Annotated in this window: 24 protein-coding genes; 18 read left to right on the forward strand and 6 right to left on the reverse strand. The window is 51.0% G+C overall.

Annotated features, from left to right (window positions below):
• Nucleotides 1-89: 89 nt before the first annotated feature.
• From fba to AC07N2_RS08375, 5 genes are all read left to right on the forward strand, one after another.
• Entirely contained in the window at nt 90-1,154 is a 1,065-nt protein-coding gene (gene fba / locus AC07N2_RS08355; protein WP_076593502.1) for a class II fructose-bisphosphate aldolase, read from the forward strand.
• A 95-nt stretch (nt 1,155-1,249) separates the two neighbouring features.
• Nucleotides 1,250-2,146, forward strand: coding sequence for a phosphoribosylaminoimidazolesuccinocarboxamide synthase (locus AC07N2_RS08360; RefSeq protein WP_494777818.1), 897 nt, complete (start codon nt 1,250-1,252; stop codon nt 2,144-2,146).
• Between the two features lie 3 nt (nt 2,147-2,149).
• Entirely contained in the window at nt 2,150-2,653 is a 504-nt protein-coding gene (gene purE / locus AC07N2_RS08365) for a 5-(carboxyamino)imidazole ribonucleotide mutase (protein WP_494777819.1), read from the forward strand.
• A complete protein-coding gene (locus AC07N2_RS08370; protein WP_494777820.1) occupies nt 2,650-3,849 on the forward strand; it encodes a 5-(carboxyamino)imidazole ribonucleotide synthase in 1,200 nt (399 codons plus the stop codon). The genes purE and AC07N2_RS08370 overlap by 4 nt, the downstream gene beginning before the upstream one ends.
• A gap of 22 nt (nt 3,850-3,871) precedes the next feature.
• Nucleotides 3,872-4,894 (forward strand): L-threonylcarbamoyladenylate synthase, encoded by a 1,023-nt coding sequence (locus AC07N2_RS08375; protein WP_494777821.1) that lies wholly within the window; start codon nt 3,872-3,874, stop codon nt 4,892-4,894.
• Nucleotides 4,895-4,923: 29 nt separating this feature from the next.
• Here the strand turns inward: AC07N2_RS08375 and AC07N2_RS08380 are convergent, their stop codons facing one another.
• A complete protein-coding gene (locus AC07N2_RS08380; protein WP_494777822.1) occupies nt 4,924-5,424 on the reverse strand; it encodes a flavin reductase family protein in 501 nt (166 codons plus the stop codon).
• A gap of 112 nt (nt 5,425-5,536) precedes the next feature.
• On the opposite strand from AC07N2_RS08380, the gene AC07N2_RS08385 reads away from it, so the two are divergent.
• The 3 genes from AC07N2_RS08385 to AC07N2_RS08395 all read left to right on the forward strand — a co-directional run bounded on the left by AC07N2_RS08385 (nt 5,537) and on the right by AC07N2_RS08395 (nt 7,912).
• Nucleotides 5,537-6,163 (forward strand): AMP-binding protein, encoded by a 627-nt coding sequence (locus AC07N2_RS08385; protein WP_494777823.1) that lies wholly within the window; start codon nt 5,537-5,539, stop codon nt 6,161-6,163.
• 127 nt (nt 6,164-6,290) lie between these two features.
• Complete coding sequence (msrA, locus tag AC07N2_RS08390; protein ID WP_494777824.1) at nt 6,291-6,830, forward strand: peptide-methionine (S)-S-oxide reductase MsrA; 540 nt, start codon at nt 6,291-6,293, stop codon at nt 6,828-6,830.
• Nucleotides 6,831-6,859: 29 nt separating this feature from the next.
• On the forward strand, nt 6,860-7,912 hold the full coding sequence (locus AC07N2_RS08395) for a GMP reductase (protein ID WP_494777825.1): 1,053 nt from the start codon (nt 6,860-6,862) through the stop codon (nt 7,910-7,912).
• Between the two features lie 15 nt (nt 7,913-7,927).
• Here AC07N2_RS08395 and tcdA read toward each other — a convergent pair whose 3' ends face one another.
• Nucleotides 7,928-8,791 carry a tRNA cyclic N6-threonylcarbamoyladenosine(37) synthase TcdA gene (gene tcdA, locus AC07N2_RS08400; protein WP_494777826.1) on the reverse strand — a complete coding sequence of 288 codons (864 nt, stop codon included), beginning with the start codon at nt 8,789-8,791 and terminating at the stop codon, nt 7,928-7,930.
• Nucleotides 8,792-8,958: 167 nt separating this feature from the next.
• Between tcdA and AC07N2_RS08405 the strand changes: the two genes are divergently transcribed.
• Together AC07N2_RS08405 and pdxH are read left to right on the forward strand one after the other, a co-directional pair.
• On the forward strand, nt 8,959-9,492 hold the full coding sequence (locus AC07N2_RS08405) for a hemerythrin domain-containing protein (RefSeq protein WP_494777827.1): 534 nt from the start codon (nt 8,959-8,961) through the stop codon (nt 9,490-9,492).
• A gap of 15 nt (nt 9,493-9,507) precedes the next feature.
• Nucleotides 9,508-10,143, forward strand: coding sequence for a pyridoxamine 5'-phosphate oxidase (pdxH, locus tag AC07N2_RS08410; protein ID WP_494777828.1), 636 nt, complete (start codon nt 9,508-9,510; stop codon nt 10,141-10,143).
• A 135-nt stretch (nt 10,144-10,278) separates the two neighbouring features.
• Here the strand turns inward: pdxH and AC07N2_RS08415 are convergent, their stop codons facing one another.
• The gene (locus AC07N2_RS08415; protein WP_494777829.1) at nt 10,279-11,871 is read right to left on the reverse strand and encodes a glycosyltransferase family 39 protein; all 1,593 of its coding nucleotides are present in this window, start codon (nt 11,869-11,871) and stop codon (nt 10,279-10,281) included.
• Nucleotides 11,872-12,063: 192 nt separating this feature from the next.
• Here AC07N2_RS08415 and AC07N2_RS08420 point away from each other — a divergent pair, with 192 nt between their 5' ends.
• Genes AC07N2_RS08420 through AC07N2_RS08430 form a run of 3 tightly spaced genes read left to right on the forward strand, consistent with a single transcriptional unit; the run spans nt 12,064 to nt 14,288 of the window.
• Nucleotides 12,064-13,068 carry a glycosyltransferase family 2 protein gene (locus AC07N2_RS08420; protein ID WP_494777830.1) on the forward strand — a complete coding sequence of 335 codons (1,005 nt, stop codon included), beginning with the start codon at nt 12,064-12,066 and terminating at the stop codon, nt 13,066-13,068.
• On the forward strand, nt 13,059-13,469 hold the full coding sequence (locus AC07N2_RS08425; protein WP_494777831.1) for a GtrA family protein: 411 nt from the start codon (nt 13,059-13,061) through the stop codon (nt 13,467-13,469). Before AC07N2_RS08420 ends, AC07N2_RS08425 begins: the two co-directional genes overlap by 10 nt.
• A gap of 15 nt (nt 13,470-13,484) precedes the next feature.
• Nucleotides 13,485-14,288, forward strand: a complete 804-nt coding sequence (locus AC07N2_RS08430) for a ChbG/HpnK family deacetylase (protein WP_494777832.1) — start codon at nt 13,485-13,487, stop codon at nt 14,286-14,288.
• 15 nt (nt 14,289-14,303) lie between these two features.
• Here the strand turns inward: AC07N2_RS08430 and AC07N2_RS08435 are convergent, their stop codons facing one another.
• From AC07N2_RS08435 to AC07N2_RS08445, 3 genes are all read right to left on the reverse strand, one after another.
• A complete protein-coding gene (locus tag AC07N2_RS08435) occupies nt 14,304-15,011 on the reverse strand; it encodes a response regulator transcription factor (protein WP_494777833.1) in 708 nt (235 codons plus the stop codon).
• Between the two features lie 33 nt (nt 15,012-15,044).
• Nucleotides 15,045-17,345, reverse strand: a complete 2,301-nt coding sequence (locus AC07N2_RS08440) for a CHASE2 domain-containing protein (RefSeq protein WP_494777834.1) — start codon at nt 17,343-17,345, stop codon at nt 15,045-15,047.
• A gap of 102 nt (nt 17,346-17,447) precedes the next feature.
• Nucleotides 17,448-19,124 (reverse strand): FecR family protein, encoded by a 1,677-nt coding sequence (locus tag AC07N2_RS08445; RefSeq protein WP_494777835.1) that lies wholly within the window; start codon nt 19,122-19,124, stop codon nt 17,448-17,450.
• A gap of 613 nt (nt 19,125-19,737) precedes the next feature.
• Here AC07N2_RS08445 and AC07N2_RS08450 point away from each other — a divergent pair.
• The 5 genes from AC07N2_RS08450 to AC07N2_RS08470 all read left to right on the forward strand — a co-directional run bounded on the left by AC07N2_RS08450 (nt 19,738) and on the right by AC07N2_RS08470 (nt 25,484).
• On the forward strand, nt 19,738-21,162 hold the full coding sequence (locus tag AC07N2_RS08450) for an acetamidase/formamidase family protein (protein WP_494777836.1): 1,425 nt from the start codon (nt 19,738-19,740) through the stop codon (nt 21,160-21,162).
• 201 nt (nt 21,163-21,363) lie between these two features.
• Nucleotides 21,364-21,576 (forward strand): XapX domain-containing protein, encoded by a 213-nt coding sequence (locus AC07N2_RS08455; RefSeq protein WP_076593522.1) that lies wholly within the window; start codon nt 21,364-21,366, stop codon nt 21,574-21,576.
• Between the two features lie 38 nt (nt 21,577-21,614).
• Nucleotides 21,615-21,806, forward strand: coding sequence for a DUF1427 family protein (locus tag AC07N2_RS08460; RefSeq protein WP_076593523.1), 192 nt, complete (start codon nt 21,615-21,617; stop codon nt 21,804-21,806).
• A gap of 280 nt (nt 21,807-22,086) precedes the next feature.
• The gene (locus AC07N2_RS08465; RefSeq protein WP_494777837.1) at nt 22,087-24,555 is read left to right on the forward strand and encodes an acetamidase/formamidase family protein; all 2,469 of its coding nucleotides are present in this window, start codon (nt 22,087-22,089) and stop codon (nt 24,553-24,555) included.
• Between the two features lie 452 nt (nt 24,556-25,007).
• On the forward strand, nt 25,008-25,484 hold the full coding sequence (locus AC07N2_RS08470) for a chemotaxis protein CheW (RefSeq protein WP_076593530.1): 477 nt from the start codon (nt 25,008-25,010) through the stop codon (nt 25,482-25,484).
• The last annotated feature ends 29 nt before the right edge of the window (nt 25,485-25,513 follow it).

A 25,513-nucleotide genomic window follows, 5' to 3' on the forward strand; every position in this document is an offset into this window, starting at 1 on the left:
GAATGTTGCATGGCTGATGTGGAACAAACGCTCGGCTTTGCAAGCATCATCTGTTCGATAAACCCTCATTACTGTTTTGGAGAATTACCATGCCTCTCGTATCCATGCGTCAATTACTCGACCACGCAGCCGAAAACGGCTACGGTCTGCCTGCGTTCAACGTCAACAATCTTGAACAGGTTACAGCCATCATGGAAGCGGCGCATGAAGTCGGCGCACCGGTAATCATGCAAGCATCCGCAGGCGCACGTAAATATGCGGGCGAACCTTTCTTGCGTCATTTGATTGAAGCAGCAGTTGAAGCTTATCCGCACATTCCAGTCGTTATGCATCAGGATCACGGCCAGTCGCCGGCAGTTTGTATGGCAGCCATACGCTCCGGCTTCACCTCGGTGATGATGGACGGTTCCTTGAATGAAGATGGCAAATCGGTGGCCAGCTACGAATACAACGTCGAAGTTTCACGCAAGGTCGTCGAGTTCTCGCACGCGATTGGCGTCACAGTAGAAGCAGAGCTGGGCGTACTCGGTTCGCTGGAAACCATGATGGGTGACAAGGAAGACGGTCACGGCGCTGACGGCAAAATGACCCGTGAACAATTGTTGACTGACGTCGAGCAGGCAGCAGACTTCGTCAAGAAAACACAATGCGATGCATTGGCAATCGCAATCGGTACTTCGCATGGCGCATATAAATTCACCAAGAAGCCAACAGGCGACATCTTGGCTATCGAGCGTATTCGTGAAATTCACACCCGTATTCCTAATACCCATTTGGTGATGCACGGTTCTTCTTCGGTACCGCAAGAATTGCTGGCGGAAATCCGTGAATTTGGCGGCGACATGAAAGAAACCTATGGCGTGCCAGTAGAAGAAATTCAAGAAGGCATCAAGAACGGCGTGCGCAAGATCAATATCGATACCGATATCCGTCTGGCGATGACCGGTGCGATTCGTCGTTACCTGATCGAGAATCCATCCAAGTTTGATCCACGCGATTACCTGAAGCCAGCAAAAGAAGCGGCCAAGCAAGTATGTAAAGCGCGCTTCCTGGCATTCGGTTGCGAAGGTCAAGCTGCCAAGATCAAGCCACTGCCTTTGGAAAAAATTGCAGAGAAGTACAAAAAAGGCGAGCTGTCGCAAATCATTCAGTAAGCGTCGTATTTAACAATATATTTAGTAAATATATTCAGCAGTGAATAAACCCTCGGCGATTCCTGGAATCGCCGTTTCAGATTTATGGAAACGTCATGACTAGTCTGTATCAATCCTCTATTACTTCATTGCCTTTACTTGGTCGCGGCAAGGTTCGCGAAAATTATGCGGTTGGCGACGACAAGATTTTGATCGTTACCAGCGATCGTCTTTCCGCATTCGATGTGGTGATGAACGAGCCGATTCCGACCAAAGGCCAGGTGCTGAATCAGATGTCTGATTTCTGGTTCGAGAAACTGAAAGATATCGTGCCGAATCATTTGACAGGTATTGCTCCTGAATCGGTAGTAGCTCCAGACGAAGTGGCGCAGGTAAAGAATCGCGCGGTTGTCGCGAAGCGCTTGCAACCAATTTTGGTTGAGGCAGTTGTGCGTGGTTATTTGATCGGTTCCGGCTGGAATGATTACAAGGCGACTGGTGCAGTATGCGGCGTGCAATTGCCGGCAGGATTGAAGCAGGCAGAGAAATTGGCTGAGCCGATTTTTACGCCGGCTGCCAAAGCTGAGATGGGCGAGCATGATGAGAACATCACCTTCGCTGAAATGGAACAACGCATCGGTAAAGAATTGGCGAACAAGATACGGGACGTCAGCATCAAGCTGTACAAAACTGCGGCTGACTACGCAGCAACGCGTGGCATCATCATTGCCGATACCAAGTTTGAATTCGGTCTTGATAAAGACGGCACGCTGCATTTGATGGATGAAGTATTGACTGCCGATTCCTCACGTTTCTGGCCTGTCGACTCATACGCAACCGGTATCTCGCCACCATCGTTCGACAAGCAATTCGTACGCGATTATCTGGAAACAGTGACCGAGTGGAAGAAGACAGCACCGGCACCTAACTTGCCGGCCGATGTAATCGAAAAAACCGGCGCGAAATATCGCGAAGCATTGACCCGTTTGACCGGTGAAGAACTGAAAGGCTGAGATATGGCAGATGCATTGACGACAAAGCCAGTGGTTGGCGTAGTGATGGGCTCTTCATCCGATTGGGATGTGATGCAACATGCGGTTGCGATCCTGAAGGAATTTGGCATTGCGCATGAAGCTCAAGTGATTTCTGCGCATCGCATGCCGGATCAGATGTTTGCTTACGCTGAGTCCGCACGTTCACGCGGCTTGCGCGCGATCATCGCTGGTGCCGGCGGTGCAGCGCATTTGCCGGGCATGTTGGCAGCGAAAACCATCGTGCCTGTACTCGGTGTGCCTGTGCCATCAAAATATCTGCGTGGTGAAGATTCACTGCTGTCTATCGCGCAAATGCCGAAAGGAATTCCCGTCTCGACTTTTGCCATTGGTGAAGCAGGTGCGGCGAATGCAGCATTGGCCGCGATTGCCATCCTCGCTACTACCGATGACAAACTGGCTTCCAGCCTGGAAGAGTTCCGCGCCAAACAAACGCAAATCGCTGTAGAAATGACCTTGCCGACATGAGCCAAAAGAATCAATTTTCACCTATCAATCCTTCCGCAACACCTGGCACCTGGCTGGGTGTGATGGGCGGCGGCCAGTTGGGTCGCATGTTCGCGCATGCTGCACAACAAATGGGTTTCAAGGTTGCAGTATTGGAACCGGCGCTCGATTGCCCGGCCAGCCACGCTGCTGATTACCTGCATTGCGCTGATTACACCGATACCGATGCATTGGTGAAGTTGGCTGGGCAATGTGCTGCAGTGACGACAGAGTTTGAAAACGTATCGGCGAAGAGCTTAGGCTTTTTGGCTGAACGTACCTTTGTTGCACCATCTGCCGAGTGCGTCTCGATTGCGCAAGATCGCATGGCGGAAAAACGTTTCTTCATCGAATGCGCAACGACTTCGGGCGTGTTCCCGGCATCGCACAAGGAAATCAATTCGGCAGCCGATATTGATGCCGTGTCTGACGATTTATTGCCAGGCATCCTGAAAACGGTGCGCATGGGTTACGACGGTAAGGGGCAGGTTCGCGTCAAGACACGCGAAGAATTGCACGCTGCGTACGGCAACATGAACGGCGTTGCTTGCGTGCTGGAAAAAATGCTGCCGCTGGCGTATGAAATTTCCGTGCTGGCTGCGCGTGGCGCGGACGGTAAAGCAGTGGTGTATCCGATTGCAGAAAACGTACATCGTGACGGCATCTTGTTTACGACTACCGTGCCAGGCCCGAACATCACCAAGGCATCTGCCGAGAAAGCACAGGCGGCAACGCTGGCTGTGATCGAGCAGCTTGGTTATGTTGGCGTCTTGTGCATAGAATTTTTCGTACTGACCGACGGTTCGCTGGTCGTCAATGAAATGGCACCGCGTCCACATAACAGTGGTCACTACACCATCGATGCCTGCATCACCAGTCAGTTCGCGCAACAAGCGCGTGCGATGGCGCGCTTGCCTTTGGGCGATGTGCGTCAGCATTCACCTGCTGCGATGTTGAACATTCTTGGTGATATCTGGTTTGAAGGCAATTCCGACGAAGCGCGCGAACCGGCATGGGATAAAGTGCTGGCATTGCCGGGTGCGAACCTGCATCTGTATGGCAAAGACACAGCCCGTCGTGCACGCAAGATGGGGCACATCACTTTTGTCGCTGCAACGCTGGAAGAAGCGCAAGCCAATCTGTGTAAAGCCTGCGACATACTCGGCATTGCAGCCTGAGTTGAATTGACGAAGTTACACCATGCTTGAAGAACAACTGGACTGGCCGGCGATACACGATGCAGCACGCAGGCTGGAGCAGGGCGAGCTGGTCGCTTTTCCCACCGAGACTGTGTATGGCCTCGGTGCGGATGCAGAGAATCCGGCTGCAGTTGCCAATATCTATGCGGCCAAAGGTCGCCCCTCCAATCATCCTGTCATCGTGCATCTCGCACCGGAAGCTGATCTGGATTACTGGGCGCAAGCGGTTACACCCGATGCGCGCAAATTGATCGCTGCATTCTGGCCAGGTCCGCTCACACTGATACTCAAACGCGCTACGCATATTCCGGATACTGTGGCTGGCGGTCAGGATTCGATTGGATTACGTTGCCCATCGCATCCTGTGGCGCAAGCCTTGTTGCGTACATTCAAGAATGGCAAAGGCGGCGTTGCTGCGCCTTCTGCCAATAAATTCGGCCACGTCAGTCCAACTACCGCGCAACATGTGCGCGATGAATTCGGCAACGATCAAAACGGTTTTCTGACTTGCATACTCGATGGTGGACAAAGCGAAGTCGGTATTGAATCGACGATAGTTGATATGTCGCGTGGTCATGCGGTTTTGTTGCGTCCAGGACATATCAGTGCAGCACAGATTGCAGAAGTCATCGGCGTGTTGCCTGCTTTACCGGATCAAGGCGCACCACGCGCTTCCGGCACGCTGGAATCGCATTACGCACCAGCGACGCCGGTTGTACTGGTCGATAGTGAGCGTTTGTCTGAGACGCTGCAAAAATTGCATGCGCATGGCCGACGCGTTGCGTTGATGCAATATGCGGGAGCAGCAAACTTGCCGGTGGTGGCAAGCATCGCTTTATCCACCACACCAGCATCTTATGCGCATGATTTGTACGCCGCCTTGCGTGCGATGGATGGTGCACATGCCGATGTGATCGTGGTGCAGACGCCACCGAGCGAAGACGCCTGGAATGGCGTCAACGACAGATTGCGCCGCGCCGCGCATGATTCTTCCGGGATTTTGCTGAAGCTGTTGCAAGATTGATCTGAAGACGCGATAACGCGTCATGCAGTTTATTCAGACAGGAAGCGACCACCATGAAATACCAGCGGTGCTTGCGCACGCACATCGCAACATTCCACTTCACCCACAAAGATGACGTGATCGCCTTCAGGATAGCGGCTGCGATTATGGCATTCAAACCAGGCCGCCACGCCAGATAGAATCGGCAAGCCGGTTGGTGACAGGGTGAAATCCACACCAGCAAAACGATCCTTGCTAGGCTTGGAAAATTGTATTGCCAATGCGGCTTGATCAGCGGACAGAATGTTGATGACGTAGTGCGAATTGCCGGTGAAGACAGGTAAACTTTTTGCCGTTTGTCCGAGACTCCACAATACCAATGGCGGCGTCAGCGAGACGGAATTGAAGGAGCTGGCAGTCAAGCCGAGAAAGCTGCCATCTTCCAGGCGCGTCGTGATTATCGTGACGCCGGTGGCAAATTGAGACAAGGCATCGCGAAAATGACGTGCATCCAATGTGGGCACTGCGTTGCGTGAAGAAGTAGTAGACATCGATGTTCCATGAAATTTCATCCATTATGCCGAAAAAAGAAGTTTTCATGAAGAAACGCCTCGTTGTTGGCCTCACGTTTCCGTAAAATCATGCGTACGGAGAACCTTGAACATGAATCTTTTTAATATCCTGCGCGAGCGCGCAATGACGCAACCGACTACGATCGCCTCGCGTTCCAGTCGGCGCGTTGTGACTTATCGCAAATTCTGGTCGCGCATAGAACGTGGCACCGCGCGTTTGAAAAGCGAATGGAACGTTCAGGCCGGCGATACGGTTGCCTATTGGGGATTAGGGCATCAGGATGCGTTGATGCTCTACATTGCGACCGCGCGCTGCGGTGCAAAATTGCTGCCTCTGGAGCATGCATCATTGCAAGAAGCCAATGCAGCGATTCTGCGTGAATTCCCTGTAAAAATTCTATTGCATGACGATGATGTGGTATTCGATGTGCCACCTGCAGTACCAGCCATTGTTAACTTGTCGTCCTTGATTGCAACGCGCTGCCATCACACGCCACCGGTCGAAGAGGATGCGCATCAGCCTAGTCTGATTTCCCTTGCAAGCGACAGCAAAGGTGTCTTGATGTCGGAGCAAAAGAGTGTGTATCAACTGGCATCCGATACGGCAACAGGCTCTGCAGGTGAGTTCCGGGTTGTCGCAGCATTGTTCGATACTGACGTTTTTGCGCCACAGGTGCTGTCGACATTGGTCGCGGGCGGCACCATAGTTTTCCGCTGATCGTAGCGCATAGCAAGGGATGGCCTGAATAATCAACTATGGCCGGAATGAGGTTTTACCTGCGATTCTGTATGCAGGTCGTATAGTTTGCGCTAAAGTCATAGGCATACACTAACGGAGTAATCGAATGGCAATGGAAATCGCAACGCTGGGTGGTGGATGTTTTTGGTGCACTGAGGCTGTGTTTCAGCAGCTTAAAGGCATCAAGGCGGTTGAATCTGGTTATACCGGCGGTCATATTGAGAACCCCGAGTATGAGCAGATTTGTGAGGGCACGACCGGCCATGCCGAAGTGGTGCGCCTGACATTCGATCCTGCAGTGGTGAGCTTCCGTGAAATTCTCGAAGTGTTTTTCACTATCCACGATCCAACGACATTGAACCGCCAGGGTAACGATGTTGGTACGCAATATCGTTCAGTGATTTATTTCCACACACCGGAACAGAAAGATACGGCGAAGCATGTCATTGCCGAAATGGCGAACGTGTGGGATGCGCCTATCGTGACGGAACTCAGCCCGGCGGAGACGTATTACAAGGCTGAGAATTATCATCAGAATTATTTCCGCCAGAATCCGATGCAAGGTTATTGCGCCTTCATCGTTGCACCTAAGGTTTCCAAAGTCAGAAAGACTTTCAGCGACAAAATCAGAGAGGACATGATTTGACTCGCTGATTGACCAGCAGGAGGCGCATCATGCATATCGAAGAATCAGTAAAGCTGGATTTCAAGGATGTGCTGATACGCCCCAAGCGTTCTACGCTGACATCGCGTCAGGATGTCGATATTCATCGCGAATTCATCTTCCGCAATTCGCACAATACCTATCGCGGTATACCCATCATTGCATCGAATATGGATACCACCGGTACCATGGCGATGGCACAAGCTCTGGCTTCCTACAGCTTGTCGGCAGCATTGCACAAACACTATTCCGCAGATGAATTAGCGACGTATTTTCTCTCGTTGCAGGCTTCGGGCATTGCCGCATCGAGCGCGTTTTATTCGATGGGCATCAGCCAGCTTGAATATGAAAAATTTACCGCCGTGATGGCGCGTACCCACGATACGCTTGAGTATCTTTGCATCGATGTGGCAAATGGTTATACCGAAGGCTTTATCAACTTCGTCAAGAAGGTACGCAAGGCTTATCCGCAACTGACGATCATGGCCGGTAACGTGGTGACGGGCGATATCACGGAGGAATTGATACTGGCGGGTGCAGATATCGTCAAGGTTGGTATCGGTCCAGGTTCGGTATGCACTACACGCAAGATGACTGGAGTTGGTTATCCGCAATTATCTGCAGTGATCGAATGTGCCGATGCAGCACATGGCTTGGGTGGGCAGATTTGTGCTGATGGCGGATGCTCGGTACCTGGTGATTTGGCCAAGGCGTTTGGTGGTGGTGCGGATTTTGTCATGTTGGGTGGCATGCTGGCCGGTCATGATGAATGTGCCGGTGATTTGATAGAACGCGATGGCAAAAAATTCAAGCGCTTCTACGGCATGAGCAGCCGCACAGCAATGGAGAAATATGCCGGTGGCGTAGCCGAGTATAGAGCGGCAGAAGGCAAGGAAGTGTTAGTGGAGTATCGTGGTGCGGTAGCAGATACGCTGCAAGATATACTCGGCGGTGTGCGTTCAGCTTGTACTTATGTGGGCGCGCACAAGCTGAAGGAACTGACCAAGCGTACGACCTTCATCCGCGTGACGCAGCAGTTGAATGAAGTGTTTGGGAAATCCTGAAGAGTAACTTCCCGCTTACTTCACTTCGTCATCAGCTGTTTTGACGGGTGTGACCGCAGTTGCTTCTGCTGCCAGCTTGCGTAATACATGCGCGGCAGCCACCAGCCCGAACGATGCAGTGACCACCATCGCAGAACCAAAGCCTGCGCAATTCAATCCTGTAATTCCTGTTTGATCATCGCCATCGACGGCACAGACTTCTTCTGTTTCCGGGAAGCGCAGTGGTTCAGTCGAGAAGACGGCATCGATACCGAATTTGTTTTTCGTCCCGCGTGGAAAGCCGTGCTCGGCACGCAAGCGTTTGCGTACTTTCGCCAATAACGGTTCTTGCTCGGTACGACACAGATCGAGCACTTCAATTTTGGTTGGATCAATTTGTCCACCCGCGCCACCTATCGTGACCAGCTTTAATTTATGTTTGCGGCAATACGCAATCAATGCGGTCTTGGCGCGGACATTGTCGATGGCATCGATGATGTAGTCGTATTGGCGCGACCCTATCATTTCATCCAGATTGTCGGCGCTGAGGAAGTCTTCAATCTCGGTGACCACGCAGTACGGATTGATCTGTGCAATACGTTCGGCCAAAGCGGTGACCTTGGCTTTACCCAAGGTATCGGTCAGCGCGTGGATTTGGCGGTTGATATTTGATTCGGCCAGATTATCCAGATCGATCATCGTGATCTTACCGATGGCACTGCGCGCCAAAGCTTCGACTACCCAGGAACCGACGCCACCGACGCCTATTACGCATACATGGGCATTGCGGAAGCGTTCCAGCGCGGCATTGCCGTACAGGCGTGCAATACCGCCGAAGCGACGGTCGTAATCGATATCAGGTACGGCAGAAGGGGAAGATGAGGCGGCAATTGAAGTCATGTCGCCATTTTAACGGACGGCGGTGCTTAAGTTTATCTTTGATAATTCTTTGGCAAGAGAAGAGTGGGGCTAATTCATTTTCGATATTCTCGAAAATGATTGCGATGGATCAAATCCAGGTGGCGTAGCATCGGATAATGTAGTCAAACAGGTAGGAAGATAACAAGATGAATACCTTATTCGAATCCGCACCGGACTTTAGTCAGCCGCTAGAAGTGCTGAAGCATTGCCATGGACGGATACGCAAGCAGTTGAATACCATGCAGAAGCTTGTAGAGCATTTGCAGGCCGTCGGACAGATGCCGGATGCGCAACAGGCGGCGATGGCAGTGTTGCGCTATTTTGATCATGCGGCACCGAATCATCATGCCGACGAAGAGCAGGATTTGTTGCCGATGTTGTTGGCGAGCGCAATCGATGAGGATTTGGCTTTGTTGAACACGACTGCAGCAGAAATCATCGGCGAACACCGGCACATGGATCAACTCTGGCAGCCGCTCGCTGTGCAATTACGTGCCATCGCAACAGCCGAGGCTGCAGAATTGTCGGCAGGGAATGTGCATCTGTTCGTCAAGCTTTACAATGCACACATGGAAAAAGAAGACGCGATTGTCACGCCGATGGCACAGCGCTTGTTCGATCAGGAACAAATGACCCAGCTCGGCGATGCCATGCGTCTACGTCGTGGCATTGCTACATAAGGAGAAAGAACAATTATGTCCATCGCAGATATTCGTACCGATTACACGCAAGCGAAATTGTCAGAGCACGATATCGATCCCGATCCTGTCGCGCAATTTGCCAAATGGTTTGATGAGGCGCTGTGTGCGGAAGTCCCTGAGCCGAATGCCATGAGCGTATCTACTGTTGGTGAAAATGGTCGTCCATCGTCGCGTATTTTGCTGATCAAGGATTTCGATCAGCGCGGCTTTACGTGGTTTACCAATTACGGCAGCCGCAAGGGCATGGAGCTGGAAAAGAATCCGCATGCAGCATTGCTGTTTCACTGGATTCCGCTGGAGCGTGAAGTACGGATTGAAGGCCGGGTCGAGCGTGTATCCAGCGAGGAAAGTGAGCACTACTTTCAGAGTCGTCCGGTTAAAAGTCGCTTGAGTGCACTTGCTTCATCGCAGAGCCATCCAATTGCCGATCGTGAGACGCTGGAGGCACAGTACGCACAAGTTGAAGCAAAGTATGGCGAGCATCCACCGCGGCCGGAAAATTGGGGTGGCTATCGTTTGAAGCCGGATTACATCGAGTTCTGGCAGGGGCGTCGTTCGCGTTTGCACGACAGGATTGTGTACGCGCTGGATAAAGACGGGAAGTGGCAGCGGCAACGCTTGCAGCCCTAAGTTCAGCCTGTTTCTACTGGAAACAAAAAAGCCGCTCCTTTTGGGAAGCGGCTTTTTTATTGCGGTAGATCTTTGATGTTCGCTCCAGTTTGCAGCTTGTACCGTACTGCGAACGAGGAGCTGAATTAGATAGAGTTACTTGGCATCTTTCACATCTTTACAGCTTGGCTGCGGTGGGATGATGCCCCACTCAACGACAACTGTAGGGCCACCGGCTTTCTTGGTCCAAGGAATTTCCAGCGTACCGTGTTCTGTGGTTTGCGCCATCAATGCAATTGCATCGATATCGATTTGATCCGGGTTGACCTTGCTGCGGTTGATCGCAACCAGCATCCCGCATTTTTCTGCTTTCTCTTCATTGACCCATGGCGATTTATGGAAGTCGCCATCGATCAAGACTTGCACTTGAGGGCCGATATGCGTCGCGATATTGCCGCCCAACCAGGTATCGGATGCAACCAGCGTCAACGGTGTTTGCATGTGCGCTTTCCACTGTGCATGCACTTGACGTGATACTTCGGCGCCAGGGAAGGTGGCGCGGCTGGCGCGGCCGGATTTATCTGCCAATGGTCCGCGGGCCAAGCCGTAACCTGCGGCACCCAGAACCTGCATCACGATGACGACGATGATGGTTTTGCGCAGCAAGGCTGCATCATTGCCGCTTTTGAGAAACCAGAAAGAGAAGAAGCCGAACAGCACGAAGAAGGTGGTCGCCCAATGCGCCGCCAAAGGAATCTTGAACGCGCCTGCAACCAGCATGGTTATCAATAGTGGCGTCAGACCGACAAACAGCAGGAAGAAGCGATCCGATGCAGCCAGTTCGCTGGCTATGGTTGGCGGACGAGCGGATTTTGGCGTCAATTTATATTGGCGGCCAGCCCAGAAGGCGATGATCAGTACGGCCAGGATCAGCGCGGCAATACGTCCCAGATTGGTTAGCAAGAAGCTGAACAAGTCTTGTACTTCCAGCCAGTAAGTCGCTTGCGGAATCATCTCGCTGCCAGCGTAGGCTATCGGGCCGGCTGCTTGTTGTTTGAGCCACAGCAGATGCGGCGTGACCATTGCGATCAGGATGGCGGTCGCAAGTGCGATGCCTTTCCATGTTTTGGCGCGCAGCAGGCCGCCGGTAATCAGCAAGTACAGGGCAAAGGTGGCGAACTGGATCAGCGCGCTGTATTTAGTCAGGAAGGCGCAACCGCAGAAAAAGCCTAGCGCAGCCCATGCCTTCATGCTGTCGGTACGGGTGGCGCGGTAAAACATCCAGATCGCGCCGGCAACTGACCACAGTTGCATCGTATTGTGATTGTTCATCACGCCGCGCACGGTGAAGTAGGCGATGACGGATACCAGCAAAGTGGCGATGAGCGCGCGGCTTTGCGTTGTGATTTCGCAACCGAATTTCCAGACTATCCATAAGGTCAGTACGACGCTGAGCTGGCCGGTGAAGAATGTCAGCCAGACCGGACGGCCGAAGATGGATACCAATCCATACAAAATCCACGAAGGTAGCGGTGGATGCTTGTAGTAACCCCATTCCAATCCGCTCGCCCAGACCAGCTCTTCCATATTGTCCCAGTCGGGCGCGCGGTGGCTGATGCCGGTGAAAAAGCTCCATAAAACCAGATGGAGCAGCAACAGCACGAGAACCAGCGGTACCAGATTGGACGAATTCAGCGAAAAGAGCCGGCTGGATAGCTTGGACGAAGAAACTGGTTGAGTTGGCATCATCGGTAAGAAAAAGGAGAAGTGGTGTATGTCTGGCGTGGAAACTATTCCAGTTTAGCAATCGCATACAGTGGCGGTGAATTATAATCGCTGGTCAGATGACCTACGAAATTTTTGCCGCGTAACCATGCATATATCCTTGATTTTCGCAGAACCGGAAGTGGCTTTGCAATTCAAACCAGAAAGGTTTTTCTCATGGTGACAGTGACCGCACTGCCGAAAAATCGCCCTACCGATGCCCTGATCTCTTGTGTGATCCCGGCGTATAACGAGGCGGCGCATCTGGCCGACTTTTTACGGGATCTGAAAAAAACGCTTGCCACCTTTGCAACGCGTTACGAGATTATCGTCATCAATGACGGTAGCAAAGACAATACCGATGAAGTTATGGCGTCTTTGCTGAGCGAGGGCGGTTTGCGCTATATCAGCTTTTCCCGCAATTTCGGCAAGGAAGCGGCTTTGTCGGCTGGCATTGATGCAGCGCAGGGCGATGCGGTGATTTTGATGGATAGTGATTACCAGCACCCGTTGGAATTGCTGCCGGAAATGACGCGTCTGTGGCAGAGCGGTATCGATATGGTGTACGGCGTCATCAGCGATCGCAGTAATGAATCGCGCCTGAAGCGTTGGGGTACCGGCATGTTCTATCAATTGATGGAATCAGGCTCGCCGATCACCATCCCGCGCAATGCCGGTGACTTCCGCTTGATGGACAAGAAGGTGGTGAATGCCTTGCGCCAGTTGCCGGAACGCAATCGTTTCATGAAGGGTTTGTATGCCTGGGTTGGTTTCAGCAGCATCGCCTTGCCGTTTGTACCGGCTGATCGTGCGACCGGCGTGTCGAGCTTCAACTACCGTAGCTTGAGCCGTCTGGCTTTGGCTGGTGTGACGGCATTTACCACTTTGCCTTTGCGCATCTGGAGCGCGGTGGGTGTCGTGATTTCCATCATCGCCATACTGTATGCGTTCTGGATTGCGGGTGAATCGATCCTGTTTGGCAATGATGTGCCGGGTTGGTCCACATTGGCGGCGGGTTTGATGTTCTTCTCTGGCATTCAATTGATTTCCATCGGCGTGCTGGGTGAATACCTTGGCCGCGTGTATGACGAAGTAAAAAAACGTCCTCTCTATGTCGTGGCGCACGATATTAATAACGGCCCGGCAACGACGACCGATAAAGACGCGCCGCCATGCGTTTGATGGAATTGCTGCGGGTACTGCGCTTTGGCATCGTCGGCCTGACGGCTGCAGCTGTGCATTACTGGGTCGTGATCGGCTTGGTGGAGTTGGCGCATATTGCACCTTTGCATGCGAATGTTGGTGGCTTTGTGGTGGCGTTCTGGGTCAGTTACTTCGGCCATAGACATTGGACGTTTTCTGATGCGATTGCTTCGCATGCGGATGGTGATCATCCATCCTTCCTGCGTTTTCTGGCGGTGGCGGTGCTGGGCTTCTGCATGAATCAATTACTGTTTTATCTGTTGTTGCGTTACGTGGGTTTGCCGTATTACGTGGCACTGGCGTTGGTGGTCTTCACGGTTGCAGTCATGACTTATGTCTTGAGCCGACTGTGGGCCTTCCGTCACGCTGCACATTCTTGAGAAACGAAAACTGTGATGACATCGACCATGACACCGATTGCACTTTGCTCCGATGATTATGCGCAGAATCCTGGTATCGATGCCGGCATACTCGATCTGCTGGCGTTTGGCCGTCTGAGTGCGGTCAGTTGCTTCAGTACGGCGCCAAGCTGGCAGCAAACGGCGGCACCGGCATTGCGTGAGCGTAAAGGACAAGCTGATATCGGTTTGCATTTCAATCTGACGGAAGGTTTTGGTCAGGCAAAGATGCCTAGCTTGCATGCCGTCATTTTGCGTAGCTTGTTAAAGGGTATGAACGCGGATCGCGTGCAGGATGAGTTGGAGCGGCAACTGGATGCGTTCGAAGCAGGATTCGGTCAGCCGCCTGACTTTATTGACGGGCATCAGCATGTGCATCAATTACCGGGTGTGCGGCAGATATTGTTGCAAGTCATCAAGCGTCGTTACGCAGGTCATCCGCTCTGGGTGCGTAATACCGTACCGGCCAATCCGGCATGGCGTGGCAAACCACAAATCCTGAAATATCTGGGTGGTGCGGACTTGGCAGCGGGATTGAAGATCTCGGGCATTGCCAGTAATCACGGTTTTGCCGGCGTATATGGTTTTGATCGGGCTGACTATGCGGCCTGTTTCAAGAACTGGCTGGATGCAGCGCAGCCGGGCATGTTGATCATGTGTCATCCGGCGACGGAAGCTTATCCAGATGATGCGATTGCAAAGCAACGCGTTGTTGAATATCGCTTCTTCCGTTCGCAGGAATATCTGGACATGCTGGCAGCTGCGCAACTGAAGCTGGCACGGCTATCCAGCATCGCCTGAGAATATCCGCAAGAATCAGAAAGTATCCAGACGGTAGCCGATGGTGTACACCGTCGTCAGCCGCACATTGTTATCCAGCTTGAGTTGCAGCTTGGTCCTGACTTGTGACATGTGCGTATCCAGCGTGCGCGAAGTCATCATCAGTTCACGTCCCCACACATCTTCCATGATCCTTTCTCTGGAAATCAGTTGTCCGATATTCTGGAAAAAGAGTGCTGCGATATCGAATTCCTTAGGTTTCAACTCAACCGGTTCGCCGCGTATCGTGGCTGTCTTTCTGAATAGATCGAAATGAAAAATGCCAACTTCTATCGTAGTGACTTGAGGCGCTGCTAAAGCGGCATCTACCTCCGATGCACGACGAATGCGTTTGGATAAAGCATGAATACGAGCAGATAATTCCGCCTCGCGTATCGGTTTTGTCATGTAATCATCGGCTCCAGCCATCAAGCCAGCCACAATGTTTTCTTCCAGCACGCGATTAGTGAGGAACATCACGATCACGTTTTCACCCACATGTTTTCTGATCCATTCGATGACATCTTTGCCTGTCATATCGGGCAGATGCCAATCCAGCACCAAGATGTCGAATGTCTGATTCTTCAGTGCGTTTATCAGTGATTTCCCGTCAGCGAAAGAAGCGCATTCGTGACCTGCATCGGTAATGACCTGATGGATGAGTTGTGATTCGATAGGATCATCTTCCAGTGATGCTATTCTCATTGCTTGCTCTCTAGTTCTGTTTTTATAAATGTATTAACCGATGACGCATGGCAGCGTGATCGTGAAAGTGCTGCCCTTGCCGACAGTACTTGCTACCGCAATGGTGCCGTTGTGACGTTCGACCACCATCTTTACAAAAGCCAGTCCGAGTCCGACGCCATCACGATCCTGCTCATCGGCACGCAGGAAGGGTGAAAAAATAGCGGTGTACTCTGCTTCGGCTATCCCTTTGCCGTGATCGCTAATATTGCAAACCACACGGCTGCCGGCTTCGGTATGCAGAGGTTTTGCGCTACAGATGATTTGTGAACCCTGTGGACTGAATTTGATTGCATTCGATAGTAGATTGCCGAGGGCGCGTATCAGCAGAGAGCGATCTACATTGAGCCAGCAATTTTCAACCTCGTCGGTATCGACGACGATGGTGATGGTCTTGCTATGTGCAAATGCCCACATATCGTCGGCAGCTTCTGCCAGCAGTGAAGAAAAATTGGTGTCCTGCAATTGATATGACTGTGATTCTGCCTTGGCCAGATGCACGAAGTCATCGGCTAGATTGAGCGTGGTCTCTACTGATTTTTCAATGCGGCTGAGGAATTCTGGAATGGCAAATGCGGTACTTGGATTTCTTTGCAGTTGGATCAAGGCCAGGATCGACGATTGCGGTACACGCATATCGTGCGAGATGAAGTTCAAGCTTTCTTCCCGGCGTCGTTCTGCTTCTCTCAACGAGGTGACATCGATCAACGAGACTATCCATCCCAGCATCGAGCCGTCTGTCATGCGCGATGGTGCGGATTTGATCAGAAATTCACGCTTGTTGATATCGCGCGTTTCGATTTCTACTGCGGTATTGCCGGGTGTGGAGTGCAACAAGGCTACACGCCATGTCGTGCGCTTTGCATTTATCTCTGGTGGAGCATCGAAATTGGAAAAAATCGTTTCCAGTGTTGGCGTCTGTGATCCGTCTAAGCCGAGCGTCACGAAATATTCGCGTGCGATGCGGTTGTACATCAAGAGCTCGCCGGTTTGTGATAACACCAAGGTCGCATCCGGCATGCTGTTGAGGTTGTCGATCACAAATTGGTGCATATCGCGGGAGCGATTGGCTGCGATGCGTATGGCGGAAATTTGCTTATCAAGATAATCGGAATTCTTGAAGCGAACCGATTCACTTGCATGGCGCAAGACCATGGGCGTTGTTTGATTCAGACGCGCAAATTCTTCACTCAGGAAAGACAGTGCTGCTTCCAGTCGGCGCCAACTCCAGAGTGGATACACAATGATGACCATCAAGACTGCCGCACTAGGCGGTATCCACAGTTCCTCCAGAAATGCACCATAGGTTAGGGCGCTGATCAGACTGACGAGAAACAGCGTTAATCCCAGTGCGCCAAAAGGAGAGAAGTAGCGGCAGGCCAGCAAAGCCAATGATGTAGACAGCAGCGTGAACAAGATGGTTTGCCAGCGAGCTGCGCTGTGTATGTTGCGGTCTTCAATCAGGCCCGCCAGGATATTGGCATTGATCTCGACACCAGACATGGCTTCATGATCGGTGGTAACAGGCGTGGAAAACGTCGAGGCAATGCCGGCAGCTGTTGCGCCTATCAATACATATTTATCTGTGAAAAAGCTGGCCGGGATTTTCCCCGACAAGACATCAATGTAGGAAACAGTCTTGAAATGACCGGGGCCGCCAGTGTATGGAATGCGTTCCAGATAATCGCCTTGCAGGATATCGCGTAAAGCATGGTTATCGTCTCTGGTAGCCGATGTATTGGCATTAATGACTGCAGATTTCCCTATGTTTTTATTGCTTTGTGCTGCATCGAATACAGCCAGTGCAAATTGCGGCCATGAGATGCCATGCAGATTTTCCTGTAGATAAACACCGCGTACGGCGCCGTCCGCTTCGAAGGAAAAATGAATATGCCCAAGACTGTGTGCCGCCTTTCTGAATGCGGGAAGCGGCAAGGTCGCTTGCAAGCCCGATGAGGTACGCTCAATCAGCACCGGTAATACGGTTCGCTGGTTGTCGGCAATCGCGCTTGCAAGTAATGCATCGTCATTCGATATGTATTGCGGCTCGGCAAAGATGATATCCATACCGATTGCCTTGGTCCTGGCTTCGGTCAGAATATCGAGTAATCGAGCATGGGTGTGGCGTTGCCACGGCCAGCGACCTAAAGCGGCAATGCTGAATTCATCGATGGCGATGACGACAATCTCAGGTGGTGCGGGACGTTGCGTTGCCTTGACCAGATTGTCATAAATGAAGCGATCAGCCTGACCCAGCCCATTTTGATACCCCAGTACGGCAGCGAGGAGCAGCATGAGTAATAGAAAGATGCGCCATTCTTTTCTTAATGGAGATCGAATGGTGCGCGGCTTAGGCATCATGAAAATTTATCGAGGGAGCAATCCACTGACAAGGCATCAGAAATTTGTCCCTATTGGCTGGCCAAGTGACTCTACCGGGCGGCCGTCACTAGAGGTCCATTGCATCTCGATGATAAATTTTTGTGCCGGCGAGAATGTGCCAATAAATCCATCAGCGTCGGTACTGCGCACACGTGCGTAATAGATGCCTGCATCCGGACGAGGGATGGAAGTCTCAGCTTGAGTGGTCTCGATATTGTGCAGCAGCTTGGTGAAGGCAGGCGTATCCGCGACCTGAAAGGTAAAGCGCTGTCCAGGTGTCGCACTCCATGAGAAATGGGTTTCCTTCTGATGGACGTTGGCGACAGGTGCTGCCAATCCTTGTATTACTTCCAATTGCTTGGCATCACCGTATGGACCTTGTTTCTGTTCGCTGCCATTCTTGATAATGGATGCTACGCGCCAGTAATAGGAGCCTGATGCCAGGATTGCCACAGATTGGTCAGTATTGATGCCGGTACTTTGGTCGACGATGATGGTACCGAATGCGGCATCAGTAGCAACTTGTAGACGGTAATCGGCGACCCCGCTTACTTGCGACCATTGCATGGTGACTGGAATGCGATCGTTTTTTCCTACACCTTGAAATTTTGAGCCGGGCTGCAACAGAAAGGGCGGGAATGGGCGTGCATTGACGCGGAAGGGTTGAATGCTAGGGAAGCCTTCAAGGCCAGACGCATCCACGGCGCTGTAGCGTACAAAGTAATCGCCATCTTCCAGATTATCCAGTTTGGCGGTTGCTTTGCCATTTGCGCTGTTGACACTGGTTTCTGCAATATTGTTTTGTCCGGTCGCATCTGTGGAAATGGTGATGCGGCAAGCGATAGCAGCCGGGTGGGTGAGTGCAAATTGAATCGGCAAGCGTCGCTGTTCCTGATAACCGTCAAGCAGCGTAGGAACTGCAAGCAAGGTAACGGGTTTGCTGACGCGGCCATTTTCTACAATCGCGCCGTAGCCGGCCGCGAGCAGTTGTTTGCTTATTCTGGTTTTTACCGTGCTTTGTTCAACCGCTACCTTGCCTTCAATCACTTCATTCAAGACTTTGTTTGTATCTGCAGTGACGCGGAAATTGGTGCCGCGCACGCCGGATACAGCAAGCGGACTGATGACTTCATATCTGCTTTCTGGTCGTTTGAACGGGGTGACATGCGACTCCACGCGACCTTTTTGCAGTAAGAGTTGCGTCTTGGGGCTGTCTATATATTGCGTAGCGCGCAGTAACTTGAGACTGACGGTGCTGTTCGGTGGCAATGTAAATTGCGTTCCATCGTCCAGCATGAGTGAAATAAAGCTGTTCGCCAAAGTGGTCAGCGTATCGCCTTCTTTCAATAGCAAGTCTACTTTTGTTTCGATAGCCTTGCCGTCATGTGCGCGGATGATGACTTCACCAAAAAAGCTTTTCACTTTGGCAAAAGCGGAGGCAGGAGCAAGCAATTTTGTCGGAATCAATACCTTGCGACCGATGGGAATGGTTCTGTCGTTGTCGATTTGATTCAATTGCCCGATGCTGCGCCAATTCTTGATATGTCCGGTAAATCTCTGCGAGATGCTGGACAGTGTTTCATCCTGAGAAACCGAATACACGACGCCGTTTCGGGTCGTCTGAATATTGTTGGAGTTTTCAGATTGGGACTGAGCGTATGCAGATGAAGCGATCGCAAGGGACAGCAGCATACTGGCTATAATTTTCGACACTTGTTGCCTTGTGGAAATTCTTTTTTAAATTCCTGAAATGCGTATGGTTTCTTAATTTTGCGGATTATAGGCGCATGAAAAATGCCATAAAGAGGGCAAACGTTAACATTTGTAAATACGTTGCAGTTAGCCCACGTTAACCTGCATACCCGCTCGAATAAATGAAGAAGTTGAAGTGGTGGCTGTATCTAGCTGGATATTAGCGGTTTTAGCGATCGCCTCGGGTAAGGATGTCAGCTTTTGTCAGTAAATGTAATTGGCCTGATCTTGAGGGATCGGCAAAAAGTAATGAATTGTGAGCAGTTGAGCGTGTTGGAGCCAGTCGGTAAATCGGATATTTCTGGCGATGCAGATCTGAGGATTTGCAATGGATCTTGCACACTCAAGTAACCGGTCTGTTTGCCTTAATTCTTGAGCCGGGACCTAACTGAAAAGTAGTACGGGTACCTGCCGTGATCAGTAATGCGCCGAATCCACAATCGGCGTGAATTTACAATAAGTAGTTCGCCTCCAAACAAGAATAAAAAATCTTCCCCTCATATGATCTGATCCAGACCACGATCAAGTGGAGCTTTAAAAGATTAGGAGACATATGTCAGATCATACTTGCAGTACTGGATGCAATCACTTCTCTCACCTGAACGATCCCGACCTGCTCGCGGAGTTCACAGAAGCGCGTCACAGCCTACGTTCAAACATCACCGGTACAAAAGCTAGTGGTAAAGCAGGTTTAGGTGGTGTCACGTATCGTCCTCTGCCTTCAAAGAAAGCCGGCGAGAACGTCAGCCACTACTATATTCCTGCCAATAAAGACACCGTCCACTGGGGTTACTTCAGCAAGTCCATGGAGCCTCTGGTGAAGCTGGAATCCGGCGATTACGCCACGATGGAAGCCGTTACACATCACTCTTTCGACGATTATGAAAGAATGATCCAGGGTGATCCAGGTGTAGAGGGCATTTTCCATTGGGATGCCGAAAACAAGGCGATCGATCGTCGCGGCGCAGGCCCAATGGATCACCCAGTGGGAGCTGGCGGCGGCATGGGCGTACACGTATGTACCGGTCCCATCTACGTCAATGGCGCAGAGCCTGGCGATGTGCTGGAAGTACGCATCATCGACACGATGCAGCGTCCATCGGGCAATCCCGATTATCGTGGCAAGTCGTTTGGGGTTAATGTGGCGGCCAACTGGGGTCTCCAGTATAACAACCTGCTCACCGAACCAAAACAGCGCGAAGTCATCACCCTCTACGAAGTGGATGCAACGGGTGTGCAAACCACAGCCAAGGCTGTGTACAACTATCGCTGGGCGTCACAAACCGATCCTTGGGGCAGAGCGCACCCAACCATCGATTACCCGGGTATTCCTGTTGATCGTAGCAAGATCAAGCTCAACTATGATGTGCTGAAGGGTTATGAAATCCCTGTGCGCCCGCACTTTGGCATGATTACCGTGGCTCCTGCAGAAGCGGACATGGTTTCGTCGAACCCGCCAAGCTACACCGGCGGCAACTTCGACAACTGGCGCACGGGCAAAGGCTCGACCTGCTTCTTCCCGGTCGCGGCGCCGGGTGCGATGTTCTCGATCGGCGATCCGCACGCCTCGCAAGGCGATGCAGAACTTTGCGGTACCGCGATCGAATGCTCCCTGACAGGTCTGTTCCAGTTCATCCTGCATAAAAAAGCGGATCTGCCAGGCACCAAGCTGTACGGACTCGATTATCCCTTGCTCGAAACCGAAAGCGAACTGGTTGTTCATGGATTCAGCAGTCCGAACTACCTCAAGGAGTTCGCGGGCGCTGCAGATCCGGCAGCAGAGATTAAAGGTTCCCTTGACACGGCAATGACCGATGCCTTCAACAAGACGCGCCGCTTCTTCATGGATACGCGCAATCTGTCTGAAGACGAGGCCATCTCGCTGATTTCCATCTCGGTGGATTTCGGCGTCACGCAGGTCGTGGACGGTAACTGGGGTGTGCACGCCATCATCAGGAAAAACATCTTCCCTAAGTAATCGTTAGGCACTGTGCTGACGGGAGAAAACCGTCAGCACACTTTAAAAATTCAAGCGCTTGCTCTTCAAAACAAAAGCATAGATTTCCCTGCAGCAAAAAATCGTTCGCAGGAAATTCTTAAAAGCTGTCGAAGAGCTGGCTGGCTAGTTTCAAAATTTTAGGCGGCAATGTTGACCTATCACCTTGGAGGAGAAATAGAAATGAAACCTGAACACGTTTATGTCGGTAGAAATGAAATCGTGGCATTGGTCGTTGGCCTGATCACTGGAACTCTGTATTCATGGCTGAGCTTGCCTATCCCTGCACCACCGGTCCTCGGCGGAATTTTCGCGATCATCTTTACCTACATCGGTTACCTGATCGTGCAGCGTCTGCGCAAAGCGGTTGTATTCGGTCGCCCGAAAAACAATTAAAAACCGCAATCACCATTTAAAGAAAACAGGAGACACTCATGGTTGAAATTGGCTTTGGTCAAACCGAAATTCTGGCGTCTTGCGTCGGGCTTGTTACCGGATTGATCTATACCTCAGTACGTGCACCGATTCCGGCACCTAACGTTCTGGGTGGCATTTTTGCCATTCTTGGTACCTTTATCGGTTTTGTCTTTGTTGCTGCATTGCGTGGTCAACTGGCGTTTGTGTAATTAAGGTCCGTGGCGTACTTGCGCCACGTTTTTATACAGATGGTTCTTGTGAACTACGCTAAAAACAAAATGGCATTTGTGCTTCCGGAGAAAAGACTGGGTTAAAAATTGAGCTGAAATGCATGCGTGCATGACAGCTTGGCATAACAGTCTGCTAAAACTTCGGGAGCACTCTTCAAGTTTGTATTAAAAAATAAGTAGTCTCGACGTGATAAAGCTGGATTCTCAGGTGTCAGTTGCCCTAGTATTGCAAGGGGAGATTGATAAGGAAGGGTCCAACATGCATGACGATGCGCATACATTTTCTACTGACGCGTTTCCAGTGGAGCTGCGCGAGGCAGCCTGGCAGAATGCGCTCGCCAGTCTTGCATTGACATCAGAGATATCAGGCAAAAACAAATCCTCTCTGGTGGGCTACATCACGTTCGGCGTTTCTCAATCTGATTCGGTGTTTAGTACGCTGAACGCATCTCCGCAAGCGTTTACCGCGCGTGATCCTGCGATGCTCATGCGTACGGATTCTGTAACCGCATTCGTGGTATTTGATGGCGTCGGACAAATTGACGTTGGCGCCGAGACGGCGGTAGTTTCATCCGGGGATATTTATCTTCTGGATTCATCTCGTCAATGGCGATTGGAATTAAATTCCACATTTCGCGCTGCTGTTATCCGTTTGGAGAAGGCTAACTTCATATCCAGACTGATGCACACCGGCAAGACGGACATTTGCAAAATATCTTCGGCATCCGGCATAGGCAACATCGCGTTTGAGTTTGTGAAGGCGATCACCTTGCAGCTCACTTCACTTGATCCGGAAGATTTGGAGCAAATGGAAGGCGCGCTGAGCGCGATGTTTGTTGCGAGTTTGGCGCATAAAGATGAAGACGATGGCGAGCATACAACTTCGATGCAGCTTAACCATCTAAGACGCATCTGTAGAACCATCGAAGCACAATTGACTGATCCAGATCTTTCCGCGGTCGACATTGCGCGATCAGAACAATTGTCCGCACGCTATCTACAAAAACTGTTTGCTTCTGCAGGCACCACCTTTGGTGAATATGTAAAGAAGCGACGCCTGGATCGATGTCGGATCGATCTATCTAATAAGTCTTTAAAAAATCTAACGATTTCGGAATTGTGTTTTCGTTGGGGCTTCAATGATGCGGCAAACTTCAGCCGTGCCTTCCATCTTGAGTTTGGGGTATCGCCGAAGACATATCGATCGCAACCGCGTGTTGTAGCAAAGAACCATCAACAACGCGGAAACCCTGGTACTTCTTCGGCGCATAAGGGAGAAGAATCCGTTGCCCTCATTCATAGCAAGGTACTCACGCCAGACGAAGAATTGATGCGTGGCGCGCGCTTTGCCGAAGTATTGGTTGAAGCCGCTCTGATAGAAACAGCACTTGCACTGACGCCTAAACGTTCAACTGCATCTGATCTCGAAGCTGAGTCAGGTGACGGCGGCTCGGCCAGTACCCATTACTACATCCCGGCTTCCGATAAAACTGTCCATTGGGGTTATTTCAGCCAACTGATCAAGCCGATAATCTCGGTCAACTCCGGCGATTTTGTCACGATAGAAACGGTTACCCAACATGCTTACGATGATTACGAACGCATGATCAAGGGCGACCCTGGTGCCGAAAGTATCTTCTTTTGGGATAAGGATAGAAAGGCGATAGATCGCCGGGGCGCTGGTCCAGTGAATGCTTCTATTTTTGGACGTGGTGCAGGTGAGGGTTTCGGCGTCCATATATGTACCGGCCCTGTCTATGTAAAAAATGCTGAGCCTGGCGACGTTCTGGAGATACGCATTCTTGACGTCATGCCGCGACCAAGTGCAAGTCCGGATCATGCCGGCCAGTCATTTGGCAGTAACGCTGCCTCATGGTGGGGTTTTCATTATCACGATCTGTTGACCGAACCCAAGCCGCGCGAAGTTGTCACCATTTATGAAATTCTGGATGCAGACCACGGTAGCTGCGCCAAGGCTGTTTACAACTTTCGCTGGACTCCGCAAACGGATCCTTTCGGCGTCGTGCATGAAACGATAGATTACCCAGGAGTGCCGGTAGATCACGACACGATAGTCAAAAATTTCGAAGTGCTCAAGAACGCTCGCATCCCGGTGCGTCCTCATTTTGGCGTACTGGCTGTAGCGCCTGCGCAGGATGAGCCTCTCGACTCCGTGCCACCCAGTTATTTTGGCGGAAATCTCGATAACTGGCGCGCGACCAAGGGCGCCACGCTGTATTTGCCGGTTGCAGTAGACGGAGCACTTTTTTCAGTTGGTGATCCTCATGCATCACAAGGCGATTCCGAGCTGTGTGGGACAGCAATTGAATGTTCATTGAGCGGTAAATTTCAACTTGTTCTGCACAAGAAACAAGATTTGGAAGGAGGCTTTTTTGCCGATCTGGACTACCCCTTCCTTGAGACCGAAACAGAATGGGTCATTCAAGGATTTAGCTATGCGAACCACTTGGTTCAATTAGGGCCGCATGCCCAGACGGACGTATATAACAAGGCGACGTTGGATTTGGCGATGCGGGATGCATTTCGAAAAACGCGTCGCTATCTGATGACCGCACATAAGCTGACTGAGGATGAAGCTATTTCGCTGATTTCAGTCGCGGTTGATTTTGGTGTGACGCAGGTTGTGAACGGTAATTGGGGCGTGCACGCGATCATACGGAAGTCTATATTTTCTGACATGCGTGTCGATGAGGCTGCTCAGTTGTAGTGAGCTTGATGGTTGTCGAATGATTACGTCGAATATGTCCCTGACTTTGGCGTGACACAAGTAGTTGATGGCAATTGTGGTGTCCGTGCAGTTGTTAATAAGGAAAGCTTCTTGACTCGTCAGTAATGGTTGCTAAAGACAAGCAGTAATGGATGCATATTGTCGATTCAATATCGACAGTCTGCGCACAGATGGTTGGGTCGTTTTTCATTCTCATTAAAGCGTTAAAAATCGTACCAAATACACAAGCGTTTTTCCGGATTTAACCAATATTCACACATCAGTCGCAATATCTTTGCGACGGCATCGTTTCTCTCTAAAGATTCCCTCTGAATTGACGTAATCAGGATTGAGTTGTGGAGAAAATTTTTTCTCTTCAATGTCCCATTATTTTTGCGCTAAAAGCATCGCTCACAACGCGCAAGCAATCCTTCATATTAGACAGGCAACCCATGCAAAACAAACAACAATCTCTCGGCGGAACCGAGGTGTTGGCGTTTACGCTAGGCAGCGAAGAATACGGTATCGATATTCTGAAAGTGCAGGAAATTCGCGGTTACGATGCCGTCACCAAAATCGCTAATGCACCTGAGTTCATCAAGGGTGTCATTAATCTGCGCGGCATCATTGTTCCTATTGTGGATATGCGCATCATGTTCAAACTCGGTTTGCCGACGTATGACCAATTCACGGTCGTCATTATTCTTAATATTGGCAATCGTGTAGTCGGAATGGTGGTCGACAGCGTTTCTGACGTCATTACGCTGAATAACGAACAGATCAAGCCGGCACCAGAAATGGGAACCGCAATGGATACGGATTATTTGATCGGGTTGGGAACGATCGAAGAACGCATGCTGATCTTGGTTGATATTGACAAGCTGATGTCATCCTCCGAAATGGGGCTGATCGAAAAAATTGCGGCCTGAGAATAGAGCTGCTTCACATAATTAACTGG

The organism is Herminiimonas sp. GW821-FHT09C12 (genome assembly GCF_059416385.1).